This is a genomic window from Pedobacter zeae, assembly GCF_014196715.1.
GTDB classification, from domain to species: domain Bacteria; phylum Bacteroidota; class Bacteroidia; order Sphingobacteriales; family Sphingobacteriaceae; genus Pedobacter; species Pedobacter zeae.
Genome location: NZ_JACIEF010000001.1, coordinates 613,498 through 629,656, shown reverse-complemented (window position 1 = coordinate 629,656; position 16,159 = coordinate 613,498). Strand labels below are relative to the sequence as shown.

The 16,159-nt window shown below is 39.4% G+C and carries 11 protein-coding genes; 6 read left to right on the top strand and 5 right to left on the bottom strand.

Features of this window, described 5'->3' with window-relative positions; genetic code table 11:
- Positions 1–419: 419 nt before the first annotated feature.
- Positions 420–1,889 carry an IMP dehydrogenase gene (gene guaB, locus GGQ60_RS02555; RefSeq protein ID WP_183759824.1) on the bottom strand — a complete coding sequence of 490 codons (1,470 nt, stop codon included), beginning with the start codon at positions 1,887–1,889 and terminating at the stop codon, positions 420–422.
- A 278-nt stretch (positions 1,890–2,167) separates the two neighbouring features.
- On the opposite strand from guaB, the gene GGQ60_RS02550 reads away from it, so the two are divergent.
- From GGQ60_RS02550 to ppnP, 3 genes are read left to right on the top strand one after another with little or no spacing between them, the layout of a single operon-like run.
- Positions 2,168–4,174: a DUF3858 domain-containing protein gene (locus GGQ60_RS02550; protein WP_183759823.1), complete on the top strand. Its 2,007-nt coding sequence runs from the start codon at positions 2,168–2,170 to the stop codon at positions 4,172–4,174.
- Entirely contained in the window at positions 4,174–6,072 is a 1,899-nt protein-coding gene (locus GGQ60_RS02545; protein WP_183759822.1) for a DUF3858 domain-containing protein, read from the top strand. The genes GGQ60_RS02550 and GGQ60_RS02545 overlap by 1 nt, the downstream gene beginning before the upstream one ends.
- 5 nt (positions 6,073–6,077) lie before the next feature.
- Positions 6,078–6,359 (top strand): pyrimidine/purine nucleoside phosphorylase, encoded by a 282-nt coding sequence (gene ppnP / locus GGQ60_RS02540; RefSeq protein WP_183759821.1) that lies wholly within the window; start codon positions 6,078–6,080, stop codon positions 6,357–6,359.
- A 120-nt stretch (positions 6,360–6,479) separates the two neighbouring features.
- On the opposite strand, the gene GGQ60_RS02535 is transcribed toward ppnP, so the two are convergent.
- Together GGQ60_RS02535 and GGQ60_RS02530 are read right to left on the bottom strand one after the other, a co-directional pair.
- Positions 6,480–7,751, bottom strand: coding sequence for a M16 family metallopeptidase (locus tag GGQ60_RS02535; RefSeq protein WP_183759820.1), 1,272 nt, complete (start codon positions 7,749–7,751; stop codon positions 6,480–6,482).
- Positions 7,744–8,988 (bottom strand): M16 family metallopeptidase, encoded by a 1,245-nt coding sequence (locus GGQ60_RS02530; protein WP_183759819.1) that lies wholly within the window; start codon positions 8,986–8,988, stop codon positions 7,744–7,746. The genes GGQ60_RS02535 and GGQ60_RS02530 overlap by 8 nt, the downstream gene beginning before the upstream one ends.
- A gap of 209 nt (positions 8,989–9,197) precedes the next feature.
- Here GGQ60_RS02530 and GGQ60_RS02525 point away from each other — a divergent pair, with 209 nt between their 5' ends.
- Positions 9,198–10,322: a CofH family radical SAM protein gene (locus tag GGQ60_RS02525; protein WP_183759818.1), complete on the top strand. Its 1,125-nt coding sequence runs from the start codon at positions 9,198–9,200 to the stop codon at positions 10,320–10,322.
- Between the two features lie 154 nt (positions 10,323–10,476).
- On the opposite strand, the gene GGQ60_RS02520 is transcribed toward GGQ60_RS02525, so the two are convergent.
- Both GGQ60_RS02520 and GGQ60_RS02515 read right to left on the bottom strand, forming a co-directional pair.
- Positions 10,477–11,388 carry a ferritin-like domain-containing protein gene (locus GGQ60_RS02520; protein WP_183759817.1) on the bottom strand — a complete coding sequence of 304 codons (912 nt, stop codon included), beginning with the start codon at positions 11,386–11,388 and terminating at the stop codon, positions 10,477–10,479.
- Positions 11,389–11,407: 19 nt separating this feature from the next.
- Positions 11,408–12,133 carry a ferritin-like domain-containing protein gene (locus tag GGQ60_RS02515; protein ID WP_183759816.1) on the bottom strand — a complete coding sequence of 242 codons (726 nt, stop codon included), beginning with the start codon at positions 12,131–12,133 and terminating at the stop codon, positions 11,408–11,410.
- A gap of 124 nt (positions 12,134–12,257) precedes the next feature.
- Here GGQ60_RS02515 and GGQ60_RS02510 point away from each other — a divergent pair, with 124 nt between their 5' ends.
- Positions 12,258–13,043, top strand: a complete 786-nt coding sequence (locus tag GGQ60_RS02510; protein ID WP_183759815.1) for a LytR/AlgR family response regulator transcription factor — start codon at positions 12,258–12,260, stop codon at positions 13,041–13,043.
- Between the two features lie 13 nt (positions 13,044–13,056).
- On the top strand, positions 13,057–16,038 hold the full coding sequence (locus GGQ60_RS02505) for a ligand-binding sensor domain-containing protein (protein WP_311634554.1): 2,982 nt from the start codon (positions 13,057–13,059) through the stop codon (positions 16,036–16,038).
- Positions 16,039–16,159 lie beyond the last annotated feature (121 nt).

Here is a 16,159-nt window from a genome sequence, read left to right as displayed (position 1 = left end):
GGAAACCTTGCGGGTTTAAAAACCGAAAGGCTTTTAGGCTAAATTCGGTTCGTGTCGACAAGAAACAAGGCGAGGTAATTGATTTGTATTTTCTGCATTAAGCAGCCTAAGCCAAGCAGCACCAGACCAAGGTAATATAAACCTGATAGAGCGAAAAGCCCACAGCGAGGTACGAGCGAGGACTTGGAGAGAAAGCAGGGCTAATGGTGCCATTGACACTGACCCGCTCATTTTCAAAAGAAAATTGACCTGCTAAAACACCTAAGCCATATATTTAAATTTCAGTCCGTGATGACACGAAACTGGGCCGTCTGGAGACAAAAAAATGGGGCTATCCTTAACCGATGCCCCGTTTTTCTATTTATCTGTAAAGATAAGGTAAGTATTTACCTTCTACCTCTTGCCTTCTGCCTTAAACCTTATCGGGTATAATTAGGCGCTTCTTTGGTAATCGTAATATCGTGTGGATGGCTTTCGCGCATGCCCGCAGCAGTAATCTGTACAAACTGTGCTTCCTGTAAAGCGGCTATATCTGCTGCTCCGCAGTAGCCCATACTGGCACGTAAACCACCAATGTACTGGTACATTACTTCGGCCAGGGTACCTTTAAACGGCACACGGCCTACAATACCTTCAGGAACCAGTTTTTTTATATCATCTTCCACATCCTGGAAATAACGGTCTTTAGAGCCTTGCTCCATGGCTTCGATCGATCCCATTCCGCGGTAAGATTTAAACTTACGTCCCTCGTAGATAATGGTTTCACCCGGTGATTCTTCTACCCCGGCAAATAAAGAACCTGCCATTACGGTACTTGCACCCGAAGCAATAGCCTTTGCAATATCGCCGGTATGTTTAATACCACCATCTGCAATAACCGGTACACCAGTACCTTTTAATGCTTTGGCACATTCATATACTGCATATAACTGAGGAACTCCAACACCGGCAATAATCCTTGTGGTACAGATAGAACCCGGACCAATACCTACTTTAACGGCATCAGCCCCGGCGTCAGCTAAAAATTTCGCAGCAGCACCGGTAGCAATATTCCCAACAATAACCTGCAGATCAGGGTATTTAGCTTTAACTTCTTTTAATTTATCAACCACACCTTTCGAGTGTCCGTGCGCAGTATCGATGGTAATTACATCAACACCGGCTGCAACCAAAGCATCAACCCTTAATAGGGTATCGGCTGTAACACCAACCGCAGCGCCTACGCGTAAACGGCCACGTTCATCTTTACAGGCAACCGGGTAGTTTTTAACTTTCGAAATATCTTTAAAAGTAATTAAACCGCTTAGGTAACCATCTTTGCTTACTACCGGAAGTTTCTCAATTTTATGGTTCTGAAGAATTTCTTCGGCCTGTACCAATGTAGTACCTTCCGGTGCAATGATGAGGTTTTCTTTCGTCATTACTTCAGAAACCGGTCTTTTCATATCCTTCTGAAAACGCAGATCCCTGTTGGTAATAATACCAACCAATTTATTATCGCTGCTCACTACCGGGATTCCACCTATTTTATGTTCTTTCATGATTTTGAAAGCATCGGCCACAACCGCAGTTTCCAGTAAGGTAACAGGATCCTGGATCATTCCACTTTCCGAACGCTTTACCTTACGCACCTCAGCTGCTTGCCTTTCGATAGTCATGTTTTTGTGCAACATCCCGATCCCCCCATTTTGCGCAATGGCAATGGCAAGTTCGGCTTCTGTTACGGTATCCATTGCTGCAGAGATCAACGGAACGTTAAGTTTAATTTTTTTGGTTAAAAAAGTAGATGTATTTACTTCACGCGGCAGAATTTCTGAATACGCAGGCACCAAAAGGACGTCGTCGTAAGTTAAACCTGTGGCAATAAATTTTGTGGAATCGAGTTGCATAGCAAATAAATTAGGATTTATTATTTGCCAGGCAAAGATACGGAAATAACGCGAAAATAAAAGCATAAAGATAAAAATGCTTAAATATTGAGCTTGTCTGACAATTGCGTTAAATGGAGCGATTATCACCAATGTTTAAGTATCGTGATTAAGTAAGAAGTATAACCGCAAAGCTTGATGTATAATGCCCCTTTAAAATTGGGTACCGGCCTACAATTATTTCTAAATAATTAAAAGATTGTTTTTATAATTGCACCAACAAACAAACTATTTATATCATGCAGAAAAATGCTCTCAGGTTTCTGACTTTAATGCTTTGCATTGGAGTAGGCTCTCTCTATGCCCAAACCGGCCAAAACGTTAAAAGAGAATTTAAATTCGGAAAAATTGCCCCTGCAGAATTTGAAACCAAGGTTTCTGGCCCGGATTCTTCGGCAGCAGCTATTAAATTATTCGATGTTGGCGATTGTTATTTTGAAATCAGCCCTACTACAAACGGCTTTATTTATGTTTTCGAAAGGCATATCCGTTATAAAATCCTGAACAAAAATGGTTATGATCTGGCCAATTTCAGGGTAGAACTTTACAAAAACAGCGGATCTGCGAAAGAAGACCTTAATTATATGGACGCAGCAACCTATAACATGGTTGATGGCAAAATGATTACGAGTAAGCTCAACAAGGACGCCAAATTTACCGAAGAGTTTAATAAAAACTATGTGATTAAAAAATTTGCGCTTCCAAATGTAAAGGAAGGATCGATCATCGAATTTAAATACAAAATCAAATCAGATTTTATATTTCAACTGCACGGATGGAAATTCCAGTCGAGTGTTCCAACACTCTGGTCTGAATATAATGTAAGAATACCCGAATACTTTAATTATAAGACCAATATGAGTGGCTATTACCAGATCGATCATCCGCTTCATCAAAATGTGAATGCCTCTTACATATCCGGCTTAAATTCCAATGCAGTATACGATAAATACTGCGTAGCCAATGTTCCTGCACTAAAGGATGAACCTTATGTTACCACCATGGATGACTACAATCCGAAAATAGAATTCGAGCTGAAGTCAACCAACTTCCCAAATGATATTTATCGGGATTACAATGGTTCGTGGTCTAAAATTATCAATGAACTTGCACAGGATGAAAACTTTGGCGCTTATATCAATAAAAACAGTTATGCAAAATCGGCACTTCCTGGCATTTTAAAGGGGGAAAAAGATACACTGGCAAGCGTAAAACTCATTTTGAACCATGTTAAAAACAATGTTAAATGGGATAAAAGCTATTCAAAATATTCGAGTGGTACCAATCCTAAAACGCTCTTCGAAAAGAAAACGGGTTCATCTGGCGATATCAACCTGGCCCTGTTGAGCTTATTAAAAGAGGCAAAAATCGAAGCTTACCCGGTACTGATCAGTACAAGGGAAAACGGGATGCACCCGGGTTATCCATTGATATCGGCATTTAACAATGTGATTGCCGTAACCGAGATCGGGAACCAACTGTATTTCCTTGATGCTACCGATAAGGATCTGCCCGCCGGGATGTTGGATTACGAAAACCTGAGTCACCAGGGCTATTATATGGATTTTAAAAGCCTGAACGGAAAATGGCTTTCTACCGAACCCAGTATTGCAAGCGAAAAGATTTTTGTATACAATATGGTGCTGAATAAAGAGCATAAACTATCGGGGAAAATCAACCAGTACTCAAAAGGTTATGCAGCATTAAACCTGCGCAATAAATACCGGAAAACCAATAACGAAACGGAATTTATTAAAGCTTTCAAAAAAGATAAAACCGGCCTTGAAGTTTCTACCTATAAAATAGACAACCTTGATAACCTCGATGAGCTGTTAAGTGAAAGTATGGACGTGGTGATTGAGGATAACGTAGAAGAAGCCGGTAACCTAGTGTATTTTACCCCTCTCCTTTTCGAAAGAACAAAAGAGAATCTTTTCAAACTGGAGCAGCGCAAATTCCCTGTTGATTTTGCCTATCCATTTAAGGAAAGTTACCGCATTACGGTAACCTTCCCCGAAGAATATGAAATTGATAAACTTCCAAAAGGTGGTATTTACAAACTTCCTGAAGAAAATGGCACTTTCACCATCAATTACCTGTCGGAAGGTAAGACCCTGCTGGTAAAAAGCATCATTAATGTCAATAAATCATTTTATACCCCGGAAGAATATTTCGATTTAAAAGAATTGTTTAAAACCGTGGTAGAAAAACAGGCCGAGCAGATCGTATTTAAAAAGAAAGGCTAATGAAATACTATTTAAGTTTAGCAATTGGAATACTGGCATCAATGGGCAGTGTATTTGCACAAACAGATTACGATGTAACCAAAATTCCTGAAAACCTGAAAACCGATGCAGCTGTGGTAATCAGGAATGAAGAATCTTTTTTCGATATAAAGGGTTTGGGTGCGGCAAGAATGGATTATAAGGTAGCCATCACCATCTTGAACAAAGCCGGCGAAGAATATAGCGAAATGGCTGAGGTTTATGATAAATTCAGCAGCATTTACAACATCAAGGCTACCCTTTACGATGCCAACGGCAAAAAAGTTAAAGATTACAAAAGTTCTGACATTAAAGACCAAAGCCTGATCTCCGATTTCTCGATATTCGAAGACAACAGGTTAAAGCTCTTAAAATTTGCAAGCGTAAATTATCCTTACACGATAGAATATAGTTACAGCCAGGATTATAATGGATTGCTTTCTTTTCCATCGTGGCGCGATATTAAAGGTTTTGGCGTTTCGGTAGAAAAATCGGCCTATACTATCCAAAAGGCAAAAAACTACAAAATGCGTTACCTCACCAGCCGTAATTTACCAACCGATTCGGTAATTATTGGTGAAAAGGTACAATACAAATGGAAAAGCACTAATGTTGCCGCCATTTCAAGCGAGCCTTTAAGTACGGGGATCGATAATGTTTGTGCCTGGGTTAAAGCTGCTCCCAACCAGTTCGAATACGATGGTTCATCAGGAAATTTCGATAACTGGCAAAATTTCGGTTCATGGTTATTCAACCTCAACCAGGGAGGAAATAAACTTCCTGAAGCAACCAGGCTGATGGTGCAGAACTTAATTAAAGATGCTAAAACACCTAAAGAGAAAATCAGGATTTTATATAACCATTTGCAGCAGAATACCCGGTATGTAAGCGTTCAGTTAGGCATCGGTGGCTTTAGGCCGATTTTGGCCGAAAAAGTGGCACAGGTAAATTATGGCGACTGTAAAGCTCTGTCAAATTACATGAAAGCCTTGCTTAACGAAGCCGGTATCCCCTCAAATCTGATTGTAATTGGAAATGATATGCCAAGCCTAAATCCTGATTATTCCAGTGTGGGGCAGGCCAACCATATGATTTTATGTGTCCCGCTTGAAAAAGATACTACCTTTTTAGAGTGCACCAGCCAATACACGCCAATGGGTTTTATTGGTTACAGCAATTCTGACCGAAATGTACTGATGGTTACCGAAAACGGAGGCAAAATTGTACATACGCCTGTTTATAATGCGAAGGCAAACTACCAGATCAGAAAAACCAAAATTATACTGGCCGAAGATGGTACGGCAGATTCTGAAATCAGGTCCACCTATGCCAATGCGCAGTTTGAAGAAAATCTTTCAATGACCCTGATGGAACCTGTTGAACTCAGGAAAAAAATTATAGAAGGTAGCCCCATTCCGATGGCACAACTCACCAGTTACAAATATGTACAACCCGATAAAACAGTACCTGTACTTACAGAAGAAATCAATTTTAAAACCAATCCTATACTAACCAGGGGCGGCGATAAGTTGTTTTTGGTGGTAAACCAGATTAACCGCCATGAGAATGTGCCGCTCAAGGTAGAAAACCGGAAAACCTATTTTGCCGTTCCTTTTGGTTATAATGATGATGATGAAATCAGTTATGTCCTGCCTAAGGGTTATAACGTAGAGTTTTTACCAAAAGACATCAGCATTACATCCGAATTTGGATCGTATACCGCAAAATTCAGTGTAAAAGACAATACTATTGTTTATAACCGCACACAAACCATGAACAATAAGAAGTATGCCCCTGAAAAATATGGCGAATACGTCGATTTTTATAAAAAGATTTACCAGGCTGATAAACAAAAAGCTGTCTTAGCAAAAACATTATAATTAGCATGATTACTGAAAACCAATATTTTGATGGCAATGTTAAATCCTTAGGTTATGAAAGCACTGAAGGAAAATCGACTGTCGGCGTTATTAATCCAGGAGCGTATACCTTCGGAACGGCTCAGAAAGAAATAATGCATGTAATAGAGGGCGAACTTACTGCGCTTTTACCAGGTAGTTTAGATTGGCAGCACATTAAGGCCGGAAGTAATTTTGAAGTGCCCGCAAACTCATCGTTTAAAGTAAAAACGACCGTACAAACCGCATATTTATGCCAGTATAGGTAGATTTAGGTTAGGATCGTCATCTCGACTGGAACGCAGTGAAATGGAGAGATCTATCTCGGTAGATTTCTCGACTTCGTTGCATTCCGCTCGAAATGACGCTCTCTAGAGAACAATTAAAATTTATTTCCTCCCGATAACCACTTCAGTAAAGTTTTCTGTGGTAAAGTATTTATTGGCCAGTGTCAATAATTCTTCAGCGGTAATACTTTTCACGGTTTCGATATAGTGGGTATAATACGAGTAATCCAGGCCAGAGAAGTAAATATTTTTAAACTTATCGGCATGCGAAAATACATTTTCCAAACTGCCCAGCATCGAGCCCAGCATATAGTTCCGTACCAGGTTAAGCTCTTCTTCTCCTATCCGTTCATTTTTAAGAATATCTATTTCCTTATAAATCTCTTGCAGGGCTGCCGGGCAAACATCAGCACCCACTTCTGTAGCAATAAAAAGATAACCTGCCTGTTGCAATGATGAAATACCCGAACCAATGCCGTAAGTATAGCCCTTATCTTCACGAATGTTGTTCATCAAACGCGATCCAAAGTAACCACCCAAAACCGTATTTAAAATCTGGAGTCCAGAAAAATCTTCGTGTTTACGGTTAATCGCCAGTTGGCCAATCCTGATCGCAGATTGTAAGGCCTCTGGTTTTTCGATATAAATATTCTTTTTATCCTTAGTGCTGAAATTAAAACTGTTTTTTACCGCATTACTTTTTTCCCAATCCTTTCCAAAAGCATCATTCAGCAGATTAAAACCGGCATCGTTAAATTTTCCGGAAACTACAATAGTGCAGTTGTTTGGCGCATAAGCCGCTTTAAAATATTCGATCAGGTCTTCTCGCTTTAAAGCATCGTAATGCTCAGCTTTTATATTTACGCCATAGGCCGTATTACCAAATAAAGCATGAGCAAACTCCTTTCTTGAAAGAACATCGTTCTTTTTCAGGTTTACCTGCAGTTTTTGCTTCTGGTTCTGGATGTAGATATCAAGTTCGTGCTGTGGGAACTGGCTGGCAGATAAAACATCTTTTACGATCGGCAGTACCGAGTGCAAATGTTTATTTAATGTATAAAGTGTTACCAACGATTGATCCTGCACATATTCAGTTTGAAAAAATGCACCGTAAAAATCAATCTGTTCTGCTATTTCCTTTGCCGTTAATTTAATGGTTCCATTATTGATCAGCGAATTCACCGCTATCGCCTGTAAAGGTTTTTCGAGTTTCCAGTTTACGTTTTCAAAAATAAACTCGATGCGCACAAGGTCCTGCTCTCCGGAATAAATCGTAAAAACGGGGACACCATTATCTAATACTTTTTTTTCGGGCTGGATAAAATTTATAGTCGATACCTGCTTAAAATCAGGTGGCTGTTGTCGGTTAAGCATTCTTTTCGGTTAAATAATATAAAGTTGATGATGAGTTTGGGTTAAAAGTTTCGTTTGATATCCTTTTGATATCTTCTGCACTAACCTTTAAAAATGCTCCCGTTTCTTGATTCAATAAAGCGGCATCACCGAGTAATTCATAGTATGCCAGGTTCATTGCTTTATCCAGCAGGCCCATCTCTGAAAATACAAGTACCGATTCTACCTTGTTCTTCACCTTGGTCAATTCGGTTTCAGAAACCAGTTCAGTCTTTAACTTTTCCAGTTCAGCCCAGATGGCCTTTTCTGCCGTTTCGATTGCCACACCCTCTACCAATTTACCTTCAACAATAAACAAACCTGGGTCTAAACTGCTCGAAATATAGGCATTGATATCGCTAAAAAGCTGCTGTTCCTTTAACAGGCTGTTATACAAACGGGAAGATTGTCCGCGCGATAAAATATCTGATAAAAGGTCGAAAGCATAATAATCTTCATTTAAACGCCCAGGCATTTTAAAAGCCATATAAATGGCGTTGAGCGGTACATTTGCCTTTACGGTTTCCTGTCTGGCTTCGGTTTGCGGATCTTCCTGAATCAAATCGCGGATATATTTTTCACCCGCAGGAATCGGTTCAAACCATTTTTCGGCCAGTTTTTTTACCTCTTCTGTCTTCACGTTCCCGCCAACAACCAAAATGGCATTTTGCGGCGTATAATGTTTCTTAAAAAATGCTTTAACGTCATCCATTGTAGCATTTTCGATATGAGAAAGTTCTTTTCCAATGGTAGCCCACCGGTACGAATGCTTTTTATAAGCCAGCGGGCGCAACTTTAACCACACATCGCCATAAGGCTGGTTAAGGTAACGCTGCTTAAATTCCTCGCTTACTACGTTTCTTTGCGTATCTAAACTTTTTTCAGAAAAAGCTAAACTTAACATCCGGTCGCTTTCCAGCCAAAATGCTGTTTCGATGTTTTCGGCGGGAAGCGTAATGTAATAATTGGTGATATCATTACTTGTAAAAGCATTGTTCTCGCCTCCTACCCTTTGCAAAGGTTCATCATAACTGGGAATATTAACCGATCCACCAAACATTAAATGCTCAAATAAATGTGCAAAACCGGTTTTTTCGGGATCTTCATCACGCGCCCCTACATCATATAAAATATTTAAAACAGCCATTGGGGTTGTGGCATCTTCATGTACCAAAACCTTTAGTCCGTTGGCCAGTGTAAAACGATTAAAATCTACCATATCTAATTTTAGAACCGTAAAGATATTATTTTAAGGGAGAATGGCTGATGTAAAATAACAAAAGATGGATAATGTAAGATGGAAAATGGATGATGGCAATTACTCGCTATTCGCCGGTTGCCTGTCTCTTGCCGCTTATTGCTATTTTTTTTGACAAAGCTTAAACCTTACACCTTCAACCTTCACGCCCTTTTCCTTATCTTTGTGTTATGAATACAGCCGATTTACTCCAAAGGGCATTACATTTTGATTTTTTAAGCCTCGAAGAAGGGGTACATTTATACCATCATGCTGATACGGCATCCCTGATGTTCGTGGCCAATGAACTCAGAAAAATTCAAGTGCCCAGCGGCAAAGTAACCTGGCAGATCGACCGTAATGTAAACACCACTAATGTTTGTATTGCGAATTGTAAATTTTGTAATTTCTTCCGCAGGCCCGGCCACGAAGAAAGTTATATTACCGATATTGAAACCTATAAGGTTAAAATTGAAGAAACCTTCCGTTTGGGTGGAGATCAATTGTTGTTACAGGGCGGCCACCACCCCGATTTAGGCCTGGCCTTTTATGCCGATCTGTTCAAAAAATTAAAAGAATTATATCCTGATTTAAAACTCCATGCTTTAGGTCCGCCTGAAATTGCTCATGTGGCCAAGCTGGAAGGCTTAACGCATACCGAAGTATTAAAAGTACTGAAAGAAGCCGGAATGGATTCTTTACCGGGTGCAGGTGCCGAAATATTAAACGACCGTGTAAGGCGTTTAATATCTAAGGGTAAATGCGGCGGGCAGGAATGGCTGGATGTGATGCGTGCCTGCCACCAATTGGATATCACCACCTCCGCTACCATGATGTTCGGCCATGTTGAAACCATCGAAGAACGTTTTGAGCATTTGGTATGGATCCGTCAGGTGCAAAGTGAAAAACCCGCTGGTGCAAATGGATTTTTAGCGTTTATTCCCTGGCCTTTCCAGGATGATGGGACGTTATTGAAAAGGCTCCGCGGAATCAGCAATACCGTAACCGCTGATGAATACATCAGAATGATTGCCTTGAGCCGGATCATGTTGCCAAACATTAAAAATATCCAGGCCAGCTGGTTAACTGTTGGAAAAACAACGGCGCAACTTTGCTTACATGCAGGCGCAAATGATTTTGGATCTATCATGATCGAAGAAAATGTAGTTTCGGCCGCAGGTGCCCCACACCGTTTTACCGCAAAAGGTATACAGGAATCGATCAGGGCAGCTGGTTTTGAGCCTCAGTTACGCGGACAGAAATACAATTACAGGGATTTACCAGAACATCTGGAAGAGCAGGTAATTACCTATTAATGATGTAAAATAGATGGATGTGTGCTGGAAAATGAAAAAAATCGCACAGTCCCCGAAATCCAGATAAAAAAAGGGAAGTAGAACCTAAGTTCTACTTCCCTACCTTAAACTAAACATTACCTAATCAATAATGTCAAACTATCATCATATACGATTATAGTTTCTTACCGTCTCTCAAAAATAAGTTGGCAATAGTTACCACACTGGCTTTATCCAGAGGTTCGTCAAAACTTTCTACCGCAGCTGCTTTGGTAACACCTGCATTCCCCCCAATACCTACAATATTTGCTCCTGCCTGTACAGTTAGATCTTCACCTGCGTAAACAGCATCAACCGCAGCAACTCCCGAATCATTTGCCTGCCCTGAAGCACCAAGGCTAACCCATGGTTTATAAACAGCAGAACCTGCAGCAGTACGCATCTGACGGATATGTGAAGCATGGCGCGCCTCAACAGAGTGAATCTGAAGAGCAGTTTGCAGTACGCCAGGACTAACCAGTAAATTTGCTGCCTGTCCCTTGTATGCCCTCACTCCGGTATCTTCAAAAGCTTGTGCTACCGCTAAAAAGGTATTATAATCTGAATATACTGTAGCAAATGCTCCTCCTGCCCTAAAATCGGTATCAGCATAAGCAATAGGTGCACGGGCCGAACTTCCCAAAGCACCAACTAACAAGTCAACGTGTGCTTTTTCGTGATCGCGAATGGTGGTAATAGCCGCCAAACCGGCCGCATTAGGAAATGTAAATGTAACATCGATTACATTGTTGTTAGTAGTACCATCTTGGTTTTTCTTTGTTATACCAACAATAGTATGATTATAAAAATGATATTCTAAATACTCTAACGACAAAGCGAAGTTTAATACATCAACAACCGCAGAAGGTAAAGTGGTTTGTCCATAAGCCTTCTGGAACATTGAACCTAAAGCTAAAGGCATTGCTGCTAATGAAATTTTCTTTCCGATGTTGAAAAAGCTTTTCATTGCGGCTCTTCTTGGATTTAATCTCTCATAGATTTCACCATCAACTTTTTCAATTTCTTCTAATATATTTACGATATTCATGATTTTCTGATTTTAAAAATTAAAGATTGGTAACATTAATTTTGGTTTTGATATAAGTCTTAGCAATATTTAAGACTTTATCCGGCGTTAAAGCAGCGTCTAATCCGGCTGAATTATTGGCACCCAATGAAGCAAGACTATTAAGATCTGCAAATGATCCGTTCGAAATCAAATCACGAACATAGGCAGCATGACGGGCTTCAACAGAAACAATTTTACCTGCTAATAATAAAAAGGTCCCGTTTTTAAGTCTTGGTCCGGCACCATTATAAGCCGCAACACCTAAATCTTCAAAAGCCATTGCAGTTGCTAAAACACTGGCAGAGCTTGTGAAATCAATTGATTCGAAATTTACCTCTAAGCTTCCTATTGCAGCTGTACCCAGGGCCGCTTTAAAAAACTCCCTGTGTGCAATCTCATGGAACTGAATATCCTGAAAATAGGCTTTTTGAGCAGCAGTAAAGCTCGCAGGCGGAGCTGAAGCAACTTTTACATAAAATGCAGCTTCCAATTGCTCCAGAGCGTATGCATAGTTTAACACTCCGAAATCATCTTTAAAATCTAATGTTGCACCTCCCATTACAGGATTATCGTAACCGCGATCTTTTCTACAACCCGCAGCTACCAAGGCAATACCGGCAGCGCTTGCACCTGCATACTGAAGAAAAGATCTCCTGCCTACAGTTTTGTCAAATAAACTTTCATCCTGAAGTTCACTTTTTGTTTCTAGTTCATTGTTTTTCATACTCATCTAATGTTTAGTGGTTTTGAATTCGTTTGATGATACATACGTGACAATTTGAACACCGGTTTTTTTGATTTGTATTTTTTTTTATAAGACCATTTTAATACATTCACCAACCTAAGCTATGACAATATTAAAAGCCATTATTGTTGATGATGAGGAATTTGCCCGCTCATCGCTATTTTTTTTACTTCAGCAGAACTGCCCGCAGGTAGAAATTACCGGTATCGCAAGATCTGTTGGCGAGGCAAAAGATATTTTGGCTCATCATCCTATTGATTTGATTTTTCTGGATATCGCCATGCCCGGAGGCAATGGATTTGAATTGATTCCCGATGCACAAAAACATCGTGCCGCAGTAATATTTACCACCGCTTATGATCAATATGCACTAAAAGCGATTAAGGCCAATGCGCTCGATTATCTTTTAAAACCAATTGATATCGACGAACTTAAAACTGCTGTGGAGAAGGTTTTTCAACATATTAAACTGTTTAAAGGCCAGAATGAAAACGACGAAAGAATCAATAATTTAGTCTCCAGTCTGAGCTCCAGGGCCGAAATCAGGAAGCTGACTTTACCCTACGGGCAAGGTTTTAAAATGATCGATATTGATGACATTATCTATATCGAAGCAGATAGTAATTATTCTATTGTACACTTAAACAACCATGATAAAATTACCGTTTCTAAAGTTTTAAGAGAGTTTGAAGAACTGCTGCCAACCGATCAGTTTGTAAGGATCCATAAATCCAGCATCATCAATCTTAACCACTTAAAGGAATATAATTCGAAGAACGGACTACAGGTTTTCCTGAAAAACGGCGAAAGCATTAATATTTCGAGAAGAAGAGCAAGCGATTTTTTTGAAAAAATAAAATTATTTACCAAAGCAAACAGTGATCATTAGTCTGCGGCTAAACGTGAAACCATTGGCTCAAAAAGCTATCCCGAAGTTCAGCTTCTGCCGTACTTTTATTGCTTTTTTATTTTTAAACCTGGTAATTGTTTCTCCTGAAAATCTTTTTGCGCAAACCACTTACCTCCCCCATTACAATACCAAAAACGGGCTGGCCAGCAATAACTGCTATTACATCTTACAAGATAAAAAAGGTTTTATATGGATCGCAACCGATAACGGATTGAGCCGTTTTGATGGCACAAATTTTCAGAATTTTACGATAGAAGATGGACTTCCGGATACCCAGATCCTTCAGATCAAAGAAGACAAAGAGGGCCGTTTATGGTTTTTTGCACTCAATGGTCAGCTGAGTTACCTGAAAGAGGGAAAATTTTATAACCAGGATAACGATGAACTGTTAAAAAAACTCAATTTCAACACGGTAATTGTTTCCTTTCTGGTTGATAAAGCCGGACGGATCTGGCTGGGCACCAATGCCAACCTGATCATTTGCTGGGATGGAAAAACGATCAAAAAATATATCTCCCCTAACCCAAACGATAAGTTTATTAACGCTTTTATCCATGAGGACGAGCAGGGAAATATTTTCGCGTACAGCGATCTAAGCGTACAGCGGTTTAATGGAAAAACTTTTTCCCTGGTGAAATCGAAAGTACAGCCACTTTCTTATATGACTGCGGCTAACAGCACACACCGGTCGTTATTTTATTTAGACAGTGGCGGATTAAAGCAATACAGGCATGGTATCATTAACGATCTGATCCCAATTCCACAGAACCTGATCAAAAATATGTCGGGCTATTTTTATTACGATGTTACCAGTAAAGAAGTATGGTTATCAAACGCCAATGGTGCTTTTGCCCTTGATAAAAGAGGCAAAACCGTTCAATATTTACAGGATATTGCTGTTAACCAGGTAATAAAAGATAATAACCAGAACATTTGGTTTGCCACCAACCAGGGGATTTACATGCTTCCGAATGCGAACAACCGCTTGTCCATTATCGACGCAGAATCGGGCCTTAGCAGTAACGTAATTAAAAGCATTACCAAAGATGGCAAAAACCGCTTGTGGTTGGGTACAGACGATGCCGTTATCGATATACTGAACATCCATAACTACCAGGTTAATGAAGTTGGTCTCGACGATTTTAAAAAGTATAAAACCATCAAACAGATTACATTCGATCCAAAAGATCAGTCGGTTTATTTTGCCTCCGATTATGGCATGGGTGTTTTCAAGAATATTTACAAAGGCAATGATGAAGTAAGTTATTTAAAGGAATCGAACAACTCCATGTTTGTGATCAAGCACTTCAGTATTGGCGAGAACAATAACCATTTAGCCCTTGCCCTATCATCAGGTGTGGTTTTCTTATCCGATAAACGCAACAAATTTGAGTTTAATGCCGCAAAATACAGGGAAAAGGAAGATTTTTTTAAAGATCGTTCCTACCATGTTTTTTACGATCGTGAAGGCAGTTTATGGTTTTCGAACGTAAACGGTTTATCACAGTTTGCAAAAGGCAAACTCATCAAACACTACGAAAATCATCCGTTGCTTACCAAAAGGATAAATGATATACAGGAATTAACTGATGGAACACTTGTGTTGGCAACCGATGGTTATGGATTGATCTTTTATAAACATAACCGCATTACCACTCAGATTACCCAAAAAAATGGCTTAACCAATAATATCTGTACTAAAATTTTCGTAAAAAATAACGAAATATGGGTTTTGACGAATAAAGGGGTTAACAAAATTACAGATTACCCCAATTTGCCTAGCGTGGTTAATTTCGATTACGGGAAAGACCTCTTGAGCGATGATATCAACAATTTATTTATTGATGACAGCACGGCTTATTTTGCCACAAACAAAGGGCTTGTTTTATTCAAGTACAACAATAAGAACATTATTAAAAACCTGCCAAAGGTTTATGTAACCTCCATTATTAAGGATAATGAACGCTTACCAATAAACCAGGGGAACTTCACCTTTGAAACGGGCAACAGCACCATATTGTTTACCTTTAGTGCGGTTGATTTTACGACTAGCGATATTACCTATCGTTACCGTTTGAACGAAAATTCAGACTGGATAGAAACCAGGACCAGGCGGTTAGATTTTTCTGCGCTGCAACCTGGCGATTACGTTTTTGAGGTAAGTGCCAAAAGCCAAAACGGCAATTGGGGCGAATCTGCAAAAATTTCTTTTACCATTAAAAAGCATTTTTGGCAAAGCCTGTGGTTCTTATCCATTTTAATACTGCTTGTAGCCTATATTTTTTACAAAGTAGCTGTTTACATTACCCGTGAGCAGAAAGATAAAGAACAGGAACAACTCCGGTTGAAAAACAAAGTTTTAATGTTGGAGCAACAAGCCTTGCAGGCAATGATGAACCCTCATTTCGTTTTTAATGTAATGAATTCCATTCAACATTATATCAATACGCAAAATACGGCATCGGCAAACAAAGTTTTAACGGGTTTTGCCAGGTTAATCAGGAAAAACTTAGAGATCTGTACCAAAAGCTACATCTCTTTAGAGGAAGAATTAGAATACCTCAACCTTTATTTAAAACTGGAGAAAAACCGTTTTGGTGATAAACTGCAGTACCTTATTAATATTGAAGAAGAAATTGATAAAGAAGAAACCTTTATTCCATCCATGTTGTTGCAGCCTTATGTAGAAAATGCAATATGGCACGGAATTATGCCAAAAGAAACCGGCGGCGAAATTCAGATCAATATTAAACTGCAGGATCAATTTTATTTGAATATCGAAGTTATCGACGATGGAATAGGAATTGATAACTCTTTAAAGGAGAAAAAGGATACCCACATTAGTAAAGGTATGCAGTTAACCAAAGAAAGATTGCACCTTTTAGGGCAGATTGGAGCAAAACCTATACACTTAAACGTAAGGCAGAACCCGATAAATGGTACCACTGTATCTATTTCCATACCATTAAAATAGAAATTTTACCGTTTACTCAATTATTAATACCACTCACTAAATAGAACACTGATCGAACCTTCTTTAGCCTTAAACTTGTGTTAGAAATAAACGATAATGTTTATCAAAGACGTTCTTATAG